The organism is Paenibacillus azoreducens (assembly GCF_021654775.1).
Classification (GTDB): Bacteria; Bacillota; Bacilli; order Paenibacillales; family Paenibacillaceae; genus Paenibacillus_AQ; species Paenibacillus_AQ azoreducens.
In genome coordinates, this window is the sequence record NZ_AP025343.1 from 3,097,116 (window position 1) to 3,115,822 (window position 18,707).

At 46.7% G+C, this 18,707-nt stretch carries 19 protein-coding genes; 18 read left to right on the forward strand and 1 reads right to left on the reverse strand.

Annotated elements, in window-relative coordinates; all coding sequences use genetic code 11:
• Positions 1–35: 35 nt before the first annotated feature.
• From L6442_RS13515 to L6442_RS13575, 13 genes are all read left to right on the forward strand, one after another.
• The gene (locus L6442_RS13515; RefSeq protein ID WP_212977356.1) at positions 36–833 is read left to right on the forward strand and encodes a class I SAM-dependent methyltransferase; all 798 of its coding nucleotides are present in this window, start codon (positions 36–38) and stop codon (positions 831–833) included.
• Positions 814–1,797 (forward strand): tRNA (adenosine(37)-N6)-dimethylallyltransferase MiaA, encoded by a 984-nt coding sequence (gene miaA, locus L6442_RS13520; protein ID WP_212977457.1) that lies wholly within the window; start codon positions 814–816, stop codon positions 1,795–1,797. Before L6442_RS13515 ends, miaA begins: the two co-directional genes overlap by 20 nt.
• A gap of 20 nt (positions 1,798–1,817) precedes the next feature.
• Complete coding sequence (hfq, locus tag L6442_RS13525) at positions 1,818–2,057, forward strand: RNA chaperone Hfq (RefSeq protein WP_194233035.1); 240 nt, start codon at positions 1,818–1,820, stop codon at positions 2,055–2,057.
• Positions 2,058–2,304: 247 nt separating this feature from the next.
• The gene (locus L6442_RS13530; protein ID WP_212977357.1) at positions 2,305–4,974 is read left to right on the forward strand and encodes a PBP1A family penicillin-binding protein; all 2,670 of its coding nucleotides are present in this window, start codon (positions 2,305–2,307) and stop codon (positions 4,972–4,974) included.
• Between the two features lie 352 nt (positions 4,975–5,326).
• Complete coding sequence (locus tag L6442_RS13535) at positions 5,327–5,884, forward strand: ribonuclease FAU-1 family protein (RefSeq protein ID WP_194233033.1); 558 nt, start codon at positions 5,327–5,329, stop codon at positions 5,882–5,884.
• Positions 5,881–6,540 (forward strand): YdcF family protein, encoded by a 660-nt coding sequence (locus L6442_RS13540; protein WP_212977358.1) that lies wholly within the window; start codon positions 5,881–5,883, stop codon positions 6,538–6,540. Before L6442_RS13535 ends, L6442_RS13540 begins: the two co-directional genes overlap by 4 nt.
• Before the next feature lie 76 nt (positions 6,541–6,616).
• A complete protein-coding gene (locus L6442_RS13545; protein ID WP_212977359.1) occupies positions 6,617–7,603 on the forward strand; it encodes an AAA family ATPase in 987 nt (328 codons plus the stop codon).
• A gap of 27 nt (positions 7,604–7,630) precedes the next feature.
• On the forward strand, positions 7,631–8,920 hold the full coding sequence (gene hflX, locus L6442_RS13550) for a GTPase HflX (protein ID WP_212977360.1): 1,290 nt from the start codon (positions 7,631–7,633) through the stop codon (positions 8,918–8,920).
• 31 nt (positions 8,921–8,951) lie between these two features.
• Positions 8,952–10,205, forward strand: coding sequence for a methionine gamma-lyase family protein (locus L6442_RS13555; protein WP_212977361.1), 1,254 nt, complete (start codon positions 8,952–8,954; stop codon positions 10,203–10,205).
• A gap of 84 nt (positions 10,206–10,289) precedes the next feature.
• Complete coding sequence (locus L6442_RS13560; protein ID WP_194233028.1) at positions 10,290–10,706, forward strand: MerR family transcriptional regulator; 417 nt, start codon at positions 10,290–10,292, stop codon at positions 10,704–10,706.
• A gap of 26 nt (positions 10,707–10,732) precedes the next feature.
• Entirely contained in the window at positions 10,733–12,061 is a 1,329-nt protein-coding gene (glnA, locus tag L6442_RS13565; protein WP_212977362.1) for a type I glutamate--ammonia ligase, read from the forward strand.
• Positions 12,062–12,200: 139 nt separating this feature from the next.
• Positions 12,201–12,317 (forward strand): YjcZ family sporulation protein, encoded by a 117-nt coding sequence (locus tag L6442_RS13570; protein ID WP_212977363.1) that lies wholly within the window; start codon positions 12,201–12,203, stop codon positions 12,315–12,317.
• 195 nt (positions 12,318–12,512) lie between these two features.
• Positions 12,513–12,611, forward strand: coding sequence for a YjcZ family sporulation protein (locus tag L6442_RS13575; protein WP_237100305.1), 99 nt, complete (start codon positions 12,513–12,515; stop codon positions 12,609–12,611).
• Between the two features lie 207 nt (positions 12,612–12,818).
• Here L6442_RS13575 and L6442_RS32950 read toward each other — a convergent pair whose 3' ends face one another.
• A complete protein-coding gene (locus L6442_RS32950; RefSeq protein WP_306436667.1) occupies positions 12,819–13,058 on the reverse strand; it encodes a hypothetical protein in 240 nt (79 codons plus the stop codon).
• A 229-nt stretch (positions 13,059–13,287) separates the two neighbouring features.
• Here L6442_RS32950 and L6442_RS13585 point away from each other — a divergent pair, with 229 nt between their 5' ends.
• From L6442_RS13585 to L6442_RS13605, 5 genes are all read left to right on the forward strand, one after another.
• Positions 13,288–14,181, forward strand: coding sequence for a cation diffusion facilitator family transporter (locus tag L6442_RS13585; protein WP_212977364.1), 894 nt, complete (start codon positions 13,288–13,290; stop codon positions 14,179–14,181).
• 163 nt (positions 14,182–14,344) lie between these two features.
• The gene (locus L6442_RS13590) at positions 14,345–14,461 is read left to right on the forward strand and encodes a YjcZ family sporulation protein (RefSeq protein WP_212977365.1); all 117 of its coding nucleotides are present in this window, start codon (positions 14,345–14,347) and stop codon (positions 14,459–14,461) included.
• A 325-nt stretch (positions 14,462–14,786) separates the two neighbouring features.
• Positions 14,787–14,903, forward strand: a complete 117-nt coding sequence (locus L6442_RS13595; RefSeq protein ID WP_212977366.1) for a YjcZ family sporulation protein — start codon at positions 14,787–14,789, stop codon at positions 14,901–14,903.
• Positions 14,904–15,111: 208 nt separating this feature from the next.
• Positions 15,112–15,579 (forward strand): MarR family winged helix-turn-helix transcriptional regulator, encoded by a 468-nt coding sequence (locus L6442_RS13600; RefSeq protein ID WP_212977367.1) that lies wholly within the window; start codon positions 15,112–15,114, stop codon positions 15,577–15,579.
• Between the two features lie 290 nt (positions 15,580–15,869).
• The gene (locus L6442_RS13605; RefSeq protein ID WP_212977368.1) at positions 15,870–17,921 is read left to right on the forward strand and encodes a serine hydrolase domain-containing protein; all 2,052 of its coding nucleotides are present in this window, start codon (positions 15,870–15,872) and stop codon (positions 17,919–17,921) included.
• The last annotated feature ends 786 nt before the right edge of the window (positions 17,922–18,707 follow it).

The following is an 18,707-nucleotide window of genomic DNA, read 5'->3' on the forward strand; positions in this document are numbered from 1 at the left end:
CATGCAAGGAAGAATATACGCGATTGGAGATTGACATGATTATTACGACAGGTGACAAGGCGGGGGAAGCGATTATCCGCCGGGCCGAGGAATTGGCTTCCCGCACGGGAAGCCGCTATGTGCCGAGGCGGCATACTCCGCTGTCCAAGATGTCCAAACTTCACGGGAACGCAGAGATCATCGTCGTTTTGGATGGCGGGGCCAGATTGGTAAGACCCGGCGAAAACCCGCTGGAATTCCACCCCAGCATGGGATTTATCCGCGCGAAGCGGATTCTCAAAGGCGAAAGCGACCCCATGCTTGATGCGGCATGCATGCAGGAGGGGGACACCGTGCTTGATTGTACGGCAGGTCTTGGTACGGACGCGCTTGTGTTCGCCGTGAAGGGAGGCAGGAATACCAAAGTCATGGCGGCGGAAAGCTCCGCGGCTTTGGCGGCCCTGTTGTCGGAAGGCTTGGCATACTACACATCCGCTGTTGAAGAGGTTAACGAAGCTTTGCGGCGGGTGGAGATTCTGAACCGGGATCATCTGGAAGTGCTTCGCTCCTTGCCGGATCGCAGCGTGGATATCGTCTACTTCGATCCGATGTTCCGCGAGCCTTTGATGGATTCTTCCGCAATCCGCCCGCTTCGGTGGTTTGCCAACAGCGAGGCGCTTTCAAAGGAAAGCATCCAAGAGGCTGTGCGGGTCGCGCGCAAGACGGTAGTTTTGAAGGAAAAGCGGGGCAGCCGTGAATTTGCCCGGCTAGGATTTTCGGAGCAGGAGCGGGCCCATTCTAAAATTTCATATGGAGTGATCACCGTTGACAGGAATGAACAAAGCCGAACATAAACCGAAGCTGATGGTCTTGGTTGGGCCGACAGCCGTTGGCAAGACGAAACTCAGCATTGAGCTTGCGAAAGAATGGAATTGCGAAATTATATCCGGGGATTCCATGCAGGTTTACCGCGGGATGGATATCGGGACAGCCAAAATCACCCAGGAGGAAATGGAGGGCATTCCCCATCATTTGATTGATATCCATGCCCCGGATGAACCGTATTCCGTTGCGGAGTTTCAAGAGCAATGCCGTCATCTGATTCAGGAAATCCATGGGCGGGGCAAGCTGCCATTGATCGTAGGCGGGACGGGTTTGTATGTGGAATCGGTTTGCTATAGTTACCAATTTGCCCAAGTTGGCGAGGATAAGGATTTTCGCGATGAACAGGCTGCTTTTGCCGAGCAAAATGGGGCGAGAGCGCTGCATGCCAAATTGCAGGCGGTTGATCCGGCGAGCGCGGATAAGCTGCATCCCAATGATCAAAGGCGAATTATTAGGGCTTTGGAGATCTATCATATGACGGGCATCCCTCTTTCGGCTCAATTAGAGGGGCAAAACCGGGTCTCTCCGTATCAATTGTGCCTCCTCGGTTTGACAATGGATAGGCAAATGCTATATAACCGTATTGAAGCCCGTATCGATGAGATGCTGAAGCAGGGTTTGGTGGAAGAAGTGTCTTCGCTGCTGAACAAGGGCTACGGACCTGACCTGGTTTCCATGCAGGGGCTGGGTTACAAACAAATCATATCCTATCTTCAGGGCCGCGAATCGCTTGAAGAGGCGGTTGCGATCCTTAAGAGAGACACCCGCCGGTTTGCCAAACGCCAGCTGTCCTGGTTCCGCCACATGAAGGAAATTTCATGGGTAGACGTCACGGAACCCGTAAATTTTTCTGCTAAATTGGCGGAAATTCGTGATATAATAGCAGGAAAGTTTCTCTCAAATCTTGAATATACTTCAAAACAATCTAAATGAAACGTTGGGGGTACGGGTAAATGAACAAATCCATTAATATCCAAGATACATTCTTAAACCAGCTGCGTAAGGAAAATATCCCAGTTACCATTTTTCTTGTGAACGGATTTCAGATTCGCGGAAACATCAAAGCGTTCGATAACTTTACTGTGGTTGTCGATACCGATGGTAAGCAGCAAATGCTGTTCAAGCACGCCATCTCTACAGTTACGCCTCAACGCAATGTTTCATTGATGCAGGAGACGCAAAACGAGGGCTAACGGACGTAATTTGAAACTTTTTTGGATGAATTTCGTTTAAGTATATAGACGATGCAGGGCAGCCCGGACCATATGCTTGCTTTGCGTATGTCTGTAGGCATAGGAACAGGAGCGGAGCAACCTTGACAAGGTTGTTCTTTTCATTCCGAAACCGAAATCATTCTAATAGTGAGAGTTCAAAAAGGTATTCGATGCTTGTCAAAAGCGGACTTTTTGAACAAACTCTCAAAGGGAGTCAGGAGGCATCATGGATAACAATAAACTGTCGCGGACGGGCAACAGAAATACAGAGAAGCCGTCCAAGACGCCGAAAAAAAAGAAAAGAAAGCTGTCAAAAAAACGTGTGTTCTGGACATTGTTTTTCACATGCGCATTAGCTGTATTTTGCGCCCTGGCAGGGTATTTGTATATTTCTGTCAACGGTGAACGGCTGTACCAAGCCAATAAGGATAAAATCACGGTTCATGAAACCTCCAAAGTGTATGACCGAAACGGTGATCTGATGGGCGAATTGTCATTGCAGAAAAGCGATCCGGTTAAAAGCGAGGAAATTCCGAAGCTTCTGAAAGAGGCATTTGTAGCGACGGAAGATAAACGGTTTTATGAACATAGCGGTGTTGATTTGTGGTCGATCGGCCGTGCGGCTGTGAAGGACCTTATTGCCCGCTCGAAAGTGGAAGGCGGCAGTACGATTACCCAACAGCTCGCGAGAAATATTTTCCTAACCCGCGACAAAACTTTCTTCCGTAAGGCGACGGAGGTTTCCATTGCGCTTGCACTGGACCGCAACCTGACGAAAGATGAAATTATTACGATGTATTTGAACCGGATTAACTTCGGTGGACAGATTTACGGCATCAAGGAAGCTTCGAAATATTATTTCGGGCAAAGCGATTTGAACAAACTGGAATTGTGGCAGATGGCCACGCTTGCGGCAATGCCGAAAGGGCCGTCGAAATATAATCCGGTGCGCAATCCCGATCTTTCCATGCAGCGCCGCGCGGTCGTTTTGAATTTGATGGCCGAGCAGGGTTACGTGACCGCCGAAGAGGCGGAACACGCGAAGAAGGTTGTATACAATTACGAACCTCCGAAGAAGAAACAAAACTATCAGAACTTTATGGATTACGTCATGAACGAAGCGGAAGATGTGACGAACTTAAGCGAAGACGATCTGAACATCGGCGGCTACAAAATTTATACGACGATGGATGCCAACGCGCAAAAAGTGCTTGAGAAGGAATTTGCGGATGCATCCAATTTCGAGAAAAGCAAAGACGATCAGATTGTGCAGGGCTCCATGGTCATCATGAACCAGGAGAACGGCGCATTGGTGGCGCTGCTCGGCGGTCGCGATTACGAACGCAAAGGGTACAGCCGCGTTACGAACAGCCGCCGCCAACCGGGTTCGGCCTTTAAGCCGATCGCAGTGTATGGTCCGGCGCTTGAGACAGGGAAATTCGATATGTATTCAAGCCTCAGCAATAAAAAGCAATGTTTCGGCAAATACTGCCCAAACAATTTGCATGGTTATTCGGATTCGATCGGTATGGCTGATGCCATTACAAAGTCCGAAAACATTCCGGCTGTATGGACTCTGAATCAGATTGGCGTCAAAACGGGCTTCGACTTTGCTAAGAAGCTCGGGATCCAGTTGACCGATGCCGACAAGAACTTGTCCATGGCGCTTGGCGGTACAAGCAAAGGGACCAACACGCTGGAGATGGCGCAAGCTTACGGTGCTTTTGCTAATGGCGGCAAGTTGAATCAAGCTTTTTCGATTAAGTCGATCGTTAACAGCGAGGGCAAAGCCATCTATACCCACAAAGATGATCCTAAACAGGTCATGAGCGAAAATACTGCCTATCAGATGACCGAAATGATGCAAAATGTCGTCCAGAGCGGTACGGGACGGAAAGCCAGAATCAGCAGACCGGTTGCGGGGAAGACAGGAACCACGCAAAGCGGCATCTCCGGCAACAAATCCAACCGCGACGTTTGGTTCGTAGGTTATACGCCGGAACTGACGGCAGCGGTTTGGATGGGTTACGATAATCCCGATAAAAACCACCTGCTGCGCAACAGCAGCGGTTTGTCCGCGGCGTTCTGGGGGAAAGTCATGGAGCAGGTGGTTCCGAATTTCCCGGCCAAGAAATTTAAAGAACCTGAGAAGGTGAAGGCGCCGGAGCCGCCTCCGGTCGAGAAAACGCCTCTGCATGTCAGCGGATTGATCGCAAGTTATGATCCTAATACGCAAACCGTATCCCTGTCTTGGGACGGAACGGGCAATACTAACGCCTATTATCGTTTGTATCGAAAGGAAGCTTCCGAATCGAGCTTCCAAATGATTAAAGATCAGATATCGGCGACAAGCGCAGATGATATCGCCGCAGCAGCAGGACACACGTATGAATATTATGTTACAGCTGTGTCGTCTGATACGGGCGAAGAATCCGATCCTTCGAACAAATACACTGTCCCGATTGATAATCAGTCTGAGGATCAACTCCCGCCTCCGGATCAAAATGTGGATGACGGCCAGACCGGCGACGGAACTGGTCAGGATCAGAACCCGGGCGGAATCGATAGCGGCCAGGGGAACGGCAATCAGGGCAGCGGCACTGATCAGGGAAATTCCTGGAACAATGGAAACGGGAATGGAAACAACGGCAGCAATGGAAATAATGGCCATCATAACGGAAACGGGAATGGAAATGGCGGTGGTCAGGGCCAAACCCAAGGCGGTGGAAACAGCTCCTGGGATGGCTCCGGTACCGGCGGCTCCGATAGCGGGGTAACGGCTCCGCCGGATAACGGCAGCGGCAGCTCCACGGATTCCGGAGGCACGGGTGACGGAACCATGAGGACGGAAAGCACCGGTTCCGGTACGTTTGAACAAGATGTCCCCAGCCCTTGATTGGCTTTGAAGTATGCAAGGAGCCTCCTTTTTGGAGGCTCCTTTTGTTTTTCTCGAAAATGTCCGGCATTTTCAAACATGAGGAAATCCAGCTGCGGGAATGAGTGGATCACCGGGCAGTTGGGATAACTGCTTACGGCGAAACTATAGATTACAAGACATTGAAGAAATTACTTGTCAGTGACATGGCCGCGGCATACTATTGAATATTAAGAAGAATATTTCAGGCTTCAAACCCGATTTGGTCTTTTACATCTGCCCAAGACTTTGGGTCATATTTAATATTAGAAATTTTGAGTGTATTTCTGAAATATGATAAGCTGAAGCTAACATATTGGAGAGGGAAATTTCCATGAAACGTAAATTTGGAGATCGTGCCAACTGGCGCCGGATTTCCCGCCGGCGTTTTGCCTGCCGTTATGTTGAAAGTGAGAAATTCACCGGCTACATAACGCTCTACACCATTTATAACTTAAAAGAGCCGCTGTGGAAGCATTACGGAACCCATACGTACCGGATTGCGGATAAAGGATACTCCTGGCTGCAGTATTTCCCTAAAAACAGCCATTACATCGTTACGGCGATGTTTGATGAACGTCAAGAGATCATCCAGTGGTATATAGACACCTGCAAAACGCAGGGTGTGACCGAGCAAGGGGTTCCATGGTTTGATGATTTGTATTTGGATATCGTTGTCCTGAGAAACGGCGAGGTTTTTCTGCTGGATGAAGATGAGCTGGAGGATGCCCTGGCGCGTGGAGTCATTACGAAAGAAGATTACATGCTTGCGACGGCGACGGCAAGGGAAGTGCTTCATGATATCGAGACACATGCGTTTCCTTATTTCCTGATGTCTCTGGATCATCGCAAGCGGCTGTTTGAGAACGGGGATTTCAGGAGGAAAACATGAACAGGTATGCGCAGGGACCGGTAATGTTGACGCGGAAAAGACGCTCTCCCCTGAGGCTTGTGTTTATTTTCGCAATCGTATTGGCCGTCATCGGGCTGATCTGGGCAGGGTATGTATGGTGGAAAATAGAGAATACAAACAGTTCCCGTCTGGATGGAACCAGCGATGTTGCGATTGTTTTGGGGGCTTCCATGTGGGGGGATGCTCCTAGTCCGGGACTCAAAGAAAGATTGGATGAAACGCTGCGGCTTTATCGGGAAAAACGGTTTAAAATGATCATTGTGAGCGGTGGTTTGGATCGAACTGATTATAAATATACGGAAGCGGAAGGCATGAGGAATTACCTGATTGATCAAGGCGTGCCCGCAAAATCGATTATTTTGGAAAACAAGGCGCGAAGCACCTATGAAAATCTGCTGTACAGCCAGCAAATCATGAAAGAACGTGGATATGTGAGCGCAGTCATCATCACGCATCAATATCATGGCATGCGCTCTAAAGATATAGCGGACTATTTAAATTATGATCATCCACAGCTTGGGTTAACAGAATCCCGCACATTGCAAATGAAGTACCATAAGCCGCGGGAGATTTTGGCCTATACGAAATGGAAGGCTGACGAACTGCTCCTCTGGCTTGGCTGGAAAAAGGCTTGAAACTGCTAATAACCATCACCGAAGTAGAATATATTGAATAGAGAATACATCTTGCGCGATATGAGGTGATGGATGCATGAACGGGCGTGTTGCGGCCGCGAACGGCCGGCCGGAAGGCAGGCCATCCAGACAAATCAATGTGATTTTACGCAGCCAGGAGCCTCCTGTACTCAGCAGCGCCGTGCCTGAAAAGGAGTCAACGCCGGCGCAAAAAAATGTTGTACAGCACAGCTTGTACCAAGAAATTCAGAAAGAGCTGGATAAGCTTGTCGGCCTCGAAAACATCAAGGATATTGTGTTTGAAATTTACGCCCTTTTGCAAATCACGCAAATGCGCCAGGAAGCGGGTTTAGCCAACGGAGGGCAGGTATATCATATGGTTTTCAAAGGGAATCCGGGGACCGGCAAAACAACGGTTGCGAGAATTATCGCCAAGCTGTTTCAAAGGATGGGGGTTCTCACCAAAGGACATCTGATCGAGGTCGAGCGGGCGGATCTGGTTGGCGAATACATCGGGCATACCGCCCAGAAAACAAGGGATCTGGTGAAAAAAGCGCTCGGGGGCATTCTTTTTATCGATGAGGCGTACAGCCTGGCCCGCGGCGGGGAGAAGGATTTCGGAAAAGAAGCGATTGATTGTCTTGTAAAGTCCATGGAAGATTTTAAAAATCAATTTGTGCTGATATTGGCAGGGTATTCGGATGAAATCGACTTTTTTCTGCAGACGAATCCCGGTTTGCCTTCACGGTTCCCGATTCAGGTGGAATTTCCTGATTATTCGGTCGACCAGCTGATTCAGATTTCAGAGTTGATGGCCAAAGAAAGAGATTACATTTTGATGCCGCAGGCGATAATGAAATTAAGACAGCATCTGATTCAGGAAAAAACTGAATCCGAGCATGCTTTCAGCAATGCCAGATATGTCCGGAACACCATTGAAAAAACAATTAGGAATCAGGCTGTACGTTTGCTTAACACATATGCTAATGCCAATCCTGGAAAGCTAGAGCTGATGACGCTGAGAACGGAAGACTTCAAGCTTGATCTCAAGGGAACGGTTTGAAAAGCACGCAAAAGGGGCATTTATTCATTGGCACATACCACATATGACACGAATACCCAAATACGGGACAGAGCTATACTCATAAGTCTTGTTACAGAGGAAGTAAAAAAATCGGGAATTCTTCCGGAACATTCGCTGCAGGAACTGGTTAGTCTTGCCGAAACGGCAGGCGTAGAAGTCCTCGGCGTCGTCACGCAAAACCGTGATGTACCGGATGCGCGCTGGCTGATAGGCAAAGGGAAGGTCGAGGAACTGCGGGGGATGATAGATTCGCTTGGTGCAAACACCGCTATCTTTGATCATGACTTGTCAGGGGCACAAGTGCGTAATTTGGAGCAATATCTGGATGTGAAAATTATCGACCGGACGCAGCTTATTCTGGATATATTCGCGCAGCGGGCGAAAACCCGCGAAGGCATTATCCAAGTGGAACTAGCCCAATTATCGTATTTACTGCCGCGTTTATCGGGACATGGCAAAAATTTGTCGCGGCTCGGCGGAGGGATCGGCACGCGCGGTCCGGGCGAAAGCAAGCTGGAAACCGACAGACGCCATATCCGCGGGCGGATCGGCGATCTGAAAAAGCAGCTTGAAGCTGTGACCAAGCACCGCAAGCTGTACAGAGGGAGACGGCAAAAAAGCGGCGCGATCCAGGTCGCGCTCGTTGGTTACACCAATGCAGGCAAATCTACGCTGCTGAAGCAGCTTACCAGCGCAGAGGTTTATATTGAAAACCAGCTGTTTGCAACGCTGGACCCGACCTCACGCATGCTTGAGCTTCCCGGCGGCAGCGAGGTCATCTTAACCGATACGGTCGGGTTTATACAGAATCTGCCTCATGATCTGGTTGCGGCATTTCGGGCGACGTTAGAGGAAGCAAACGAGGCGGACCTCATTTTGCATGTCGTCGACGCTTCATCTCCGATGCGCGAACACCAGATGTCGGTTGTAGACTCCATTCTGGAAGAACTGGGAGCTGCGGACAAACCGCAGCTGATTCTTTTTAACAAAAAGGATATTTGTACGAAAGAACAGCTGGAAATGCTGCCGTCCGGCACAGGATATTTGAAAGTCAGCGCCCTGGATGATAAAGATCTGCTTGCGGTAAAAGAGGCCGTTCAAGATCGTTTGTCCGGAGGCATTTTCACTTTTCGGATCCCGCCGGAGGATGGCGGCACCATGGCTTTGCTTTACCGTATAGGAGATGTACTTGAGCAGAAGCCGGAAGAACATGATATGCTTTATAAGGTAAAGGTTCATAAACCCGATTATGAGAAATGGGGATATTTGCTTGATTCTTTTCTCATAAGAGAGTGAAATGGAATATTTGGAGGAGAAATCAGTAGACATGGCACAATTTACGCAAGAGCTGGAACAATGGATGGAAACCGCCGAAAAGCGGATTGAAGGGCAATTTCGCAAGCTGGATCGCATGATCGACCGGAACCAATGGAAGGTGATTGAAGCTTTTCAACGCCATCAGGTCAGTGATTTTCATTTTGCGGGTTCAACAGGATATGCCTATAATGACCGGGGCAGAGAAGTCCTGGATTTGGTATATGCGGACGTATTCGGAGCCGAAGCGGCTCTGGTGCGGCCGCATTTTGCGTCGGGTACGCATACGATTTCCACGGCTTTGTTTGGGGTGCTGAGACCCGGAGACGAGTTGTTTTATATCACGGGCCGACCTTATGACACGCTGCATAAAGTCATTGGCAAAGAAGGGGACGGCATCGGTTCGCTGCGGGATTTCGGAATTACGTACCGCGAGGCGGCTTTGACGGCTGACGGGGGAATCGATTGGGAAGCGGTTCGGGCTGGAATTCATGAGTCCACAAAGGTGATCGGAATCCAGCGTTCGCGGGGATATGATTGGCGAGCTTCCTTTACGGTGGCCGAGATCGGCGAAATGATCAAAAAGGTCAAGGAAATCAAACCGGATGTCATCGTTTTTGTTGATAACTGTTACGGGGAATTTACCGAGGAGATGGAGCCGACGGAAATGGGCGCCGATCTGATCGCCGGTTCTTTGATTAAAAATCCGGGGGGCGGTCTTGCCGAAACCGGTGGCTATATTTGCGGGAAACGGGAGTATGTGGAACTGTGCGCGAACCGTTTGACGGCTCCGGGGATTGGCGGCGAAGTAGGCGCAATGCTTGGTGCAACCCGGGGGATTTATCAAGGTTTATTCATGGCGCCAACCATCGTGGGACAAGCGTTAAAGGGCAGCATCTTTGCGGCTGCGATGTTCGAACAGGCAGGATTTATCACCAAGCCGGCATGGAACGAGCAGCGTACGGATTTGATCCAAGCGATTTCGTTTACAAGTGCGGAGCATCTGATTGCTTTCGTGCAGGGCATTCAGCGCGCGGCGGCCGTAGACAGCCACGTTGTTCCCGAACCATGGGATATGCCGGGATACGAGCATCCGGTTATTATGGCTGCAGGGACTTTCATTCAAGGCGGAAGTCTGGAGCTGTCGGCCGACGCGCCAATCCGGGAGCCTTTTATCGGGTATATGCAGGGTGGGTTGACCTATTCCCATGTTAAATTTGGAGTCATGTTAGCTTTGCAAAAAATGAAGGATCTAGATTTGTTGTGAGATTTTCTGACATGTTATTGACGCGCATGATCAGAAAATGTACAATATGAGTGAGAAAAGTTCACTGGAAGGTTGAGATAAGTCATGGGTGATGAGATCCGCAGAAACATGGCATTGTTCCCAATTGGAATTGTGATGAAGCTGACCGATTTGTCAGCCAGACAAATCCGGTATTATGAACAGCATAACCTGATTGTTCCTGCACGCACCTCGGGCAATCAGCGCTTGTTCTCCTTTAATGATGTGGAAAGATTGCTTGAAATCAAGTCTTTGATTGAAAAGGGCGTTAACATTGCCGGAATTAAACAAGTTATGAACCCGGTATCCAAAGAATCCGAGGAAGCGACGGTCATTACTGCGGATACGGAAGTGAAACGTAAAGAAATGTCGGAATCACAACTGCATCGCCTGTTGAAGCAGCAGCTCGTTTCAGGCCAGAGACCGGGTCAGGTATCTTTGATTCAAGGCGAATTGTCCCGGTTTTTTAATAAAAATAATTAGAGATTTGGAAAAAGGAGAGAAGCCTGATGAGCTATACAAAAGAAGATATTCTTCGGATTGCCAAGGAAGAGAATGTACGTTTTATCCGTCTGCAGTTTACCGATTTGCTCGGCACGATCAAGAACGTCGAGATTCCGGTCAGCCAGTTGAAAAAAGCGCTTGACAACAAAATGATGTTCGATGGTTCTTCCATCGAAGGTTATGTCCGTATCGAAGAATCCGATATGTATCTGTATCCGGATTTGGATACCTGGGTGATTTTTCCTTGGGTAGCCGAAGATCGTGTAGCGCGTTTAATCTGTGATGTGTATATGCCGGATGGCACACCGTTCCCTGGAGATCCGCGCGGTATTTTGAAGCGCAACCTCAAAGAAGCGGAAGCTATGGGATATACGGCGATGAACGTCGGTCCGGAACCGGAATTTTTCCTGTTCAAGACAGATGAAAAAGGCAATCCGACGACGGAACTGAACGACCAGGGCGGATATTTCGACCTTGCCCCGACGGACCTGGGTGAAAACTGCCGCCGCGAGATCGTGCTGACGCTTGAGGAAATGGGCTTCGAAATTGAAGCTTCCCACCATGAAGTAGCGCCGGGCCAACACGAAATCGACTTCAAATATGAAGATGCCGTTAAAGCGGCTGACGAAATTCAAACCTTCAAGCTGGTTGTCAAAACGATTGCCCGCCAGCATGGCTTGCATGCCACCTTTATGCCAAAACCTCTGTTTGGTCTCAGCGGCTCGGGTATGCACTGCCATCAATCCTTGTTCAACGGCAATAAAAATGCCTTTTATGATGAAAGCGACGAGCTGGGCTTGAGCAAAGAAGCCCGCCATTACATGGCAGGCATCTTGAAACATGCGCGTGCGTTCACCGCGATCACCAACCCGACGGTCAACTCTTACAAACGTCTGGTTCCAGGTTACGAAGCTCCATGTTATGTGGCATGGTCCGGCAGCAACCGCAGCCCGATGATCCGTATCCCGGCATCCCGCGGCCTTAGCACCCGTGTCGAAGTGCGTAACCCGGACCCTGCGGCGAATCCGTATCTGGCCCTTGCCGTGATGCTCCGCGCCGGTCTGGACGGCATCCAAAAGGAAATGCCGCTTCCGGCTCCAATCGACCGCAACATCTATGTGATGTCCGACGAAGAGCGGATCGAAGAAGGCATCCCAAGCCTGCCGGCTGATCTGAAAGAAGCGCTGAACGAAATGATCCGCAGCGAAGTCATCAGCGACGCCCTTGGCGAGCATGCACTGGCCCACTTCTATGAGCTGAAAGAAATCGAGTGGGACATGTACAGAACGCAAGTTCATCAATGGGAACGCGATCAATACATGACTCTGTACTAATCCTTCAAATCCCTTGCGCCGTATGGTGTGAGGGATTTTTTTCATTAAGTGTTCCGTTTTTTACCAATATGCCCTTACCAAATCTTGTTTAATCCATAAGATATAGTGTAATTTAAATGAATTTAAGGAGGGGTAAGGGATGAGTGGAGCTGTAGGTGGAGTAGGTTATGGTTATGGTGGTTTAGGCACAAATATGGGAGCGATTCTGGTTCTCTTCATTTTGCTGGTTATCATTCTTAAAGCTTTTTGCTGGTAAGTAAAATTTGATCGTGCAAATGGACTGAATATTGTTCTTTAAACCCTGCTGGCCTATGCTGGCGGGATTTATTTATATATTTAACGTCGAATGCACTTTCTTAAAATTTGGGATCCAGTGTATACCTTTTTGCCCTTACCTAATCCGGATTACTACATAAAATAGATAGAATTTTAAATAAAGAAGGGTGTAATCATGAGCGGAGTAGGTTATGGTGGTTTAGGCACAAATATGGCAGCTATCTTAGTTCTGTTCATTCTTCTGGTTATTATTACCAAATTCTTTTTCTACTAATTTCCGGGTTTCTGAATGGTAAACTAAAAAAATTGAAGACCCTGCAGCCTTCGTTGCAGGGTCGATTCTTTTGTTAATATTTTTAATATCCCCACCAAGTTTTGGTGATTATTACAAGCAAAATGAAGAGTACGAGAGTCGTAAGAATATTATTACCGCCATATCTATGACCTGTTCCAGCTACTTCGCTCATATCAATATCCCCTTTCAAATAAGATTAGTACATATTATTAGTATTTGATAATATTCGCATGGATAAATGGAATAGTTAAAAAACATATTTTTATATTCATAGGTGATTAGCGTGAAAAAGCTTTCAATAACCTTCTTCATGCTCAGTGTTTCCACTATATCTATGTGAGTGTGGAATTCTTCATTTACTGTTGCACAGCCTTCTAAGTAATGATAATGTTCTCCACTTGTTAAAGGAATCGCGGGTCCTGTCATTCCTTCAACAATGTGATCATGTTTATGTTTGATACGCTCAACTTTTTTATACCTCGCTTAATTTCTAGAGGGGAGGTAAAACTGTTTCTCTAGACCCACACGATGTTTGTGAGGTAATATAAAAGCCTGCTAATTTTAACGATTTTTTTGTGAATGTCTAATGTTTTTCCTTCGCTCTATCCCTCTTAGGATAAGATACATGTGAAATTTAGTGTAAAGGAATGAAGAAATGGTCAGTGAAAACAAGCAGTCTTCTTTTGCTATTTGGATTAGTTTAATCAGCAACATCATCTTAACGACTGTTAAGTTGGCTGTTGGATTAATATTCCAAAGTCCTGTATTAATTGCAGACGGCGTACATAACGCAGGAGATGTGGTCGCCACAGGAGCTGCCCTTAGTTCTATGCGTGTTTCCAAGCTTCCTCCCGATGAGGATCATCCTTATGGACATGGTAAAGCAGAAGTTATAGGAGCGGGGATTGTAGCGATTATTTTGGGCATGGCTGCAATTTATATGGGATATCATTCCGTAATGGTGCTCTTTGAACCACCTCATAAGGCAACTGTCATTGCCTTTGTTGCGGCTCTATTTTCATTCATTTTAAAACAAATCCTTTACGTCTACACCATGGCAATCGGGAAGAAACTAAACAGCAATGGGCTGATTGCTACTGCATATGATCACCTTGCCGATGTGTATGCATCCATTGCAGCGGTTATCGGAATTGGATTAGGCATGATCGGAGATCATTACCAAATCGCATTATTATCCTATGGTGACCCCATTGCAGGTATAATCGTTGCCTATTTTGTTTTGAGGTTAGCCATTCATATGGGAAAATCTTCGGTAGGCGTGTTAATGGAAAAGAGTGTAGATTCCGAAAAAATCAAGGCATTGATCAACATCGTCAATCATGTATCTGGTGTTAAGCGGATTGACCGAATTCGAGGCAGGGATCACGGACATTACATTATTGTTGATGTGAGGGTAAGTGTTCCGGCCGAGTTAAGCGTTCAAGAAGGGCATGACATTTCAAGAAACATTAAACAATCGATTATGGATCAGCATCCAGATGTCGAAGAAGTTTTAATTCACATCAATCCATGGTACAAGGAGAATTGACAGGAACGATTAAATTTGTGTTTAATATTACCGGTGTTTTCACCCGCATAAAAAAGAACACATTCTCCTGATGTAACCTCTACATTTATTTACCGAGCTGCCCTTACTCTGCCCTGAATACTTCATAAAATAAAATGTATTTTAAATCAAGGAGGGTGTAAGCATGAGTGAAGCAGTAGGTGGAGTAGGTTATGGTTATGGTGGTTTAGGCACAAATATGGCAGCTATCCTAGTTCTGTTCATACTCTTGGTTATTATTACTAAGTCCTTCTTGTATTAAAGTATCAATAGAAATGATTCTTCAAACCTTCCGGGTATAATTATTAACCCTGCGGCTACGAGCTGGCAGGGTATTTTTGTATATTTTCACATTGCATAAAGAACATGTGATTGCATAAAATATGAGCGAACGTTCTTGGTTGAGAGGGGGGGTTATGTCAGTAAACTTCTATTAGACATTCAACTAAAGTAGAAGCAAACATGTAATATAAATATGTGGAAACAGCAAAGAACCGCAATAACTTTGATTTTTTTTCCATATTGCCCTTACAACATCCTGATTACACCATAATATATAGTATCTTCAAAACAAGGAGGGTGTAAGCATGAGTGAAGCTGTTGGAGGAGTAGGTTATGGTTATGGTGGTATGGGAACAAATATGGCGGCTATCTTAGTTCTGTTCATCTTGCTGGTTATCATAACTAAATCTTTCTTTTTTTAAGTGAATAGTAAATCTGATCCCCTGCTGTTTGTACTGGCAGGGGATCAGATTTTTGACCTCATGTTTCTTACCTAGTAGGAGATTTACATAAGGGAGGCTCTTATTCCTATCGCATTTTTTCAGGTTCCTCCACAATTTTGGAGTTGACGTATCCGCGAATATAATTTAGTATTATAATTAAGTATAATAAAATATTAATGGTGATCAAATGAATGAAGAGTTTATTGCATATGTCCGAGAAATAAACGAGATTGAGTATGCTTGCCACGAGATGCTGACTCAGGAATATGCGAATGTTTTGGATGAATCCGTAACAAGCAGCCAGATTATTATTCTGAACCATCTCGATAGCAGCGGCAGCATGCTTACCGGCGAACTAGCCAAACAGCTGAATATTACCCCAAGCGCAGTCAGTCAAATGCTGAATAAGATGGAGAAACGCCAGCTTGTCAAGCGATCCATTAATCCGAATAATCGAAGGGAAATTTTAGTAGAATTGGATACGGCGGGGCTCAAGTTCATTGAAATGAACAAAAAAATTGAATTGTCCATTATTGAACGTTTTTATGCCAAGCTTCCTTTTGAAGATTTGGAAGCATTTAAGGCGTTTATGCTGAAATTCAAACGGATTATCGAACAGGAATTGGCGGAAAATGGTCATGTTCACATTGATTAACGCCTTCCGAGGAATTTGCAATGGATTTAGGTAAAAAGTTGTCCGGAGGATCTCCGGATTCTTTTTCGGGTTATAGTTAAGATAGGTTAAATATTAACTATATTTAACTCATGGAAGGAGGTGAACAGACTCACGGATGCTTGAAAAGCTGTTTCGGCTGCTCACGGATATTTGGTTTTGACAAATGTTGAGTTATAGAGGGATTATCTGTACTTTTTTAAGATTATCGACTTTTAGTCTTAAGCGGAGCACTCGGACGAATGAACGTTAGACAAAAGGAGGAGACCAAAGTGAAGAAAATAAAAATGAGAACATGGGCAGCATCCGGTATGGCCTTGCTGTTAGCTTTAGATTTAACGGGTGGAAGCAAGGCAGCCGCAATGGCAGCGAACACATCCGCAACTTCCGGGATGTTGGATTCGAGCGGACTAGAGAAACTAATCGATCAATTTATGCAGGAGCGGATCGGCACGGAAGAAGGAGCGCCGGGGGCCGTCGTTGCAGTTGTACAGGATGGACGAATGGTGCTTAAAAAGGGATACGGATTTGCTGACCGCGAGAAAAAATTGCCGGCAGATCCTGACCATACGCTTTTTCGTATCGGCTCAGTAACTAAAACTTTTACAGCAGCAGCGATCATGCGATTGGTTGATGAAGGGAAAATAGACTTGCATGCGGATGTGCAAAAATATATGGGCGGAATCCGGTTTACCAATCCGTTTAAGACGCCGGTAACTGTACATCATTTACTGACTCATACATCCGGGTTTCAGGTGACGACGGAAACGTTAGATGATATGCCTGAGGATCTAGAGACATTTATTCCTTTAAAAAAATACATCGAACAGAAGAAACCTGCGATCGTACGTGAACCCGGCACATCGTATATGTACGATAATTACGCCTTTAATTTGCTGGGGTATATTATTGAAAATGTTAGCGGCATGCCCTACCAACAGTATATGGAACAAAATATGCTCAAACCGCTGGGGATGAAGGCATCTGAGATGGTCATTTCGAATCAAATGTTATCTCATCTGGCAACAGGCTATGACGATAGCAACAACCCCATCACTCCGTATGGGTTCTCGCCTACCGAAGCTCCGGACGGCGGTATGTTGACAACCGCGGAGGATGCGGCTCATTTTATGATCGCTCAGTTGAATGGCGGTACATACGGCGGCAATCGATTGTGGAAAGACGCGACCGTCAAGCAGATGCAGCGTTATCATTCCAGCATTCATCCCGACTCCCCGGATTCGGGTTATGGATATGAAAACATGCTGGGAACAGGCAAAATCAATGGTTTGGAGATCACCGGCAAAGGCGGGGATGTCCCTGGATACAGTTCTTTCATATTGCTGATCCCCGAAAAGAAAATCGGGGTGTTTATGGCTTTCAATAAGTTGCTATCCTCCCCTTACGTAGCAAGGGACTGGAATCAGGTATTTATGGATGCTTATTTCCCCGCCAGCAACGGTAGTGCCGGACCAAAAACTTATCTGCACACTCCACAGCAGCAGCTGAAACGGTTTGAAGGAATTTACAGCGATCTGAGAGCCAGGATGCTGATAACCAAAGTTTCTGCGACGGGGAACGGGGAACTGACGGTAGAGGACGACATTGAGGGCGTTCATAAATTGAAACAAATAGATCCTTTATTATTTGAAGATGAGAAGGGAGGAATGCTGGCCTTCAAAGAAGAAAAGGACGGGACGATCTCGTATCTTAAATATGGAAACCCGGTTAGCTATGCGGTCAAACCTCGGGGGACCTTTGCCGATGTTCGCTTGGATAGTGAATATGCGCCTTTCATTGCACAGATGCATGCCATGGGATTTATTAAGGGAACCGATGGACGTTATGATCCGGCGAAACCGCTGACGCGGGCGGATCTGGCGGCAATTATTGTCCGCATGATGGGAAGCAATCTTTCGAGTGTCCCTTCGCGTTTTGAAGACGTTAAAGGCACCTGGGCGGAGCGGGAAGTGGAAACGGCTGCGGCCGCAGGATGGATGGAGGGGATGACGGACCGCAAGTTCGAACCTAATCGGGAGCTGACCCGGGAAGAAGCAGCTTCCATATTGATCCCCTTATTTCAAAGTGCAGCTTTCGAGGCGATGTCGAAATTTCAACCGGATAAAATCAAATTGGCAGACGTGGCAAATTCCGCAAGCGTCGATAGCGTCAAACTGCTGATTGCTGCAGGTCTAACTGGTCCTGACGCGAACATCCAACCTGACGGCACCGTCCAATTCCGGGCGGTTCAGCCGATCAAGCGGGAAGAAGTTGCAGTCTGGGTGGTCCGATTTGTTCAACGGATTGTTTTAGGAAAACAATAATTTTCGAACATTTTGTATATTTCTTTCGTAAAATATAGTGGACTTGCCAAAACATTAATGAGGCTCATTCCTTTGGGATGAGTCTTTTTTTAGATTTTAGGTTCCGGCAGAGCTTGTAGTATTCTGTGATCGCAAGAAAAATAGCCGCTAAACGCGGTCTGTCTTCTATTAAAAGTACATCGGTAGACGTATATCTTTTATGGACTTCTTCAAGCTTGAAAATTGCAAGGAATGGTTCTCCGGCAACTAAGGAGACGCCATTATAATTATGTAAACTTCCGTACAAAAAAATAAGGCAATATCGGCATGTTTACAAATAGATACCAAAGAAAAGATAGAGCAATCCTGGCGGTATAGATCAATCGTACAAAATTTGTTGATGATGGTCAGAGGGGAAGAGCGGTTTCGGACTATCAGTTTCGTAAGGAGCACAAAAGTGAACTGCGTGGGACGACTGCAAAATTTTAACGGACACAGTGGCCGCTATGAAGGCTAATTTCGACTACTATGATTTCTAACGGACACAGATGCAGTTATTTTGTGGAAAAAGCCCATTTTGGCGGTGTTTCGGGGCAATTAAGCGCTGTGGTGTCCGTTAGAATTTAAAAACGGCTGTTTGTAGCCACTTAGCGGCCGTGGTGTCCGTTAGAAGCCCGCATGACCTCACGGTCGCCACCAACGATGAAAATGTTATGGGTTTTATCTCAAAAACGCAAAAGCACATTTTCGATATTCAGGAGTGTTCATTCCCCAAGATGAAAGTGATTTTATTGCGGGGATATGATC

Excerpts from the sequence above, each read along its gene's own strand:
- L6442_RS13515 (WP_212977356.1), top strand. The coding sequence starts at position 36 with ATGATTATTACGACAGGTGACAAGGCGGGGGAAGCGATTATCCGCCGG.
- miaA (WP_212977457.1), top strand. The coding sequence starts at position 814 with ATGAACAAAGCCGAACATAAACCGAAGCTGATGGTCTTGGTTGGGCCG.
- hfq (WP_194233035.1), top strand. The coding sequence starts at position 1,818 with ATGAACAAATCCATTAATATCCAAGATACATTCTTAAACCAGCTGCGT.
- L6442_RS13530 (WP_212977357.1), top strand. The coding sequence starts at position 2,305 with ATGGATAACAATAAACTGTCGCGGACGGGCAACAGAAATACAGAGAAG.
- L6442_RS13535 (WP_194233033.1), top strand. The coding sequence starts at position 5,327 with ATGAAACGTAAATTTGGAGATCGTGCCAACTGGCGCCGGATTTCCCGC.
- L6442_RS13540 (WP_212977358.1), top strand. The coding sequence starts at position 5,881 with ATGAACAGGTATGCGCAGGGACCGGTAATGTTGACGCGGAAAAGACGC.
- L6442_RS13545 (WP_212977359.1), top strand. The coding sequence starts at position 6,617 with ATGAACGGGCGTGTTGCGGCCGCGAACGGCCGGCCGGAAGGCAGGCCA.
- L6442_RS13555 (WP_212977361.1), top strand. The coding sequence starts at position 8,952 with ATGGCACAATTTACGCAAGAGCTGGAACAATGGATGGAAACCGCCGAA.
- L6442_RS13560 (WP_194233028.1), top strand. The coding sequence starts at position 10,290 with ATGGGTGATGAGATCCGCAGAAACATGGCATTGTTCCCAATTGGAATT.
- glnA (WP_212977362.1), top strand. The coding sequence starts at position 10,733 with ATGAGCTATACAAAAGAAGATATTCTTCGGATTGCCAAGGAAGAGAAT.
- L6442_RS13570 (WP_212977363.1), top strand. The coding sequence starts at position 12,201 with ATGAGTGGAGCTGTAGGTGGAGTAGGTTATGGTTATGGTGGTTTAGGC.
- L6442_RS13575 (WP_237100305.1), top strand. The coding sequence starts at position 12,513 with ATGAGCGGAGTAGGTTATGGTGGTTTAGGCACAAATATGGCAGCTATC.
- L6442_RS32950 (WP_306436667.1), bottom strand. The coding sequence starts at position 13,058 with ATGACAGGACCCGCGATTCCTTTAACAAGTGGAGAACATTATCATTAC.
- L6442_RS13585 (WP_212977364.1), top strand. The coding sequence starts at position 13,288 with ATGGTCAGTGAAAACAAGCAGTCTTCTTTTGCTATTTGGATTAGTTTA.
- L6442_RS13590 (WP_212977365.1), top strand. The coding sequence starts at position 14,345 with ATGAGTGAAGCAGTAGGTGGAGTAGGTTATGGTTATGGTGGTTTAGGC.
- L6442_RS13595 (WP_212977366.1), top strand. The coding sequence starts at position 14,787 with ATGAGTGAAGCTGTTGGAGGAGTAGGTTATGGTTATGGTGGTATGGGA.
- L6442_RS13600 (WP_212977367.1), top strand. The coding sequence starts at position 15,112 with ATGAATGAAGAGTTTATTGCATATGTCCGAGAAATAAACGAGATTGAG.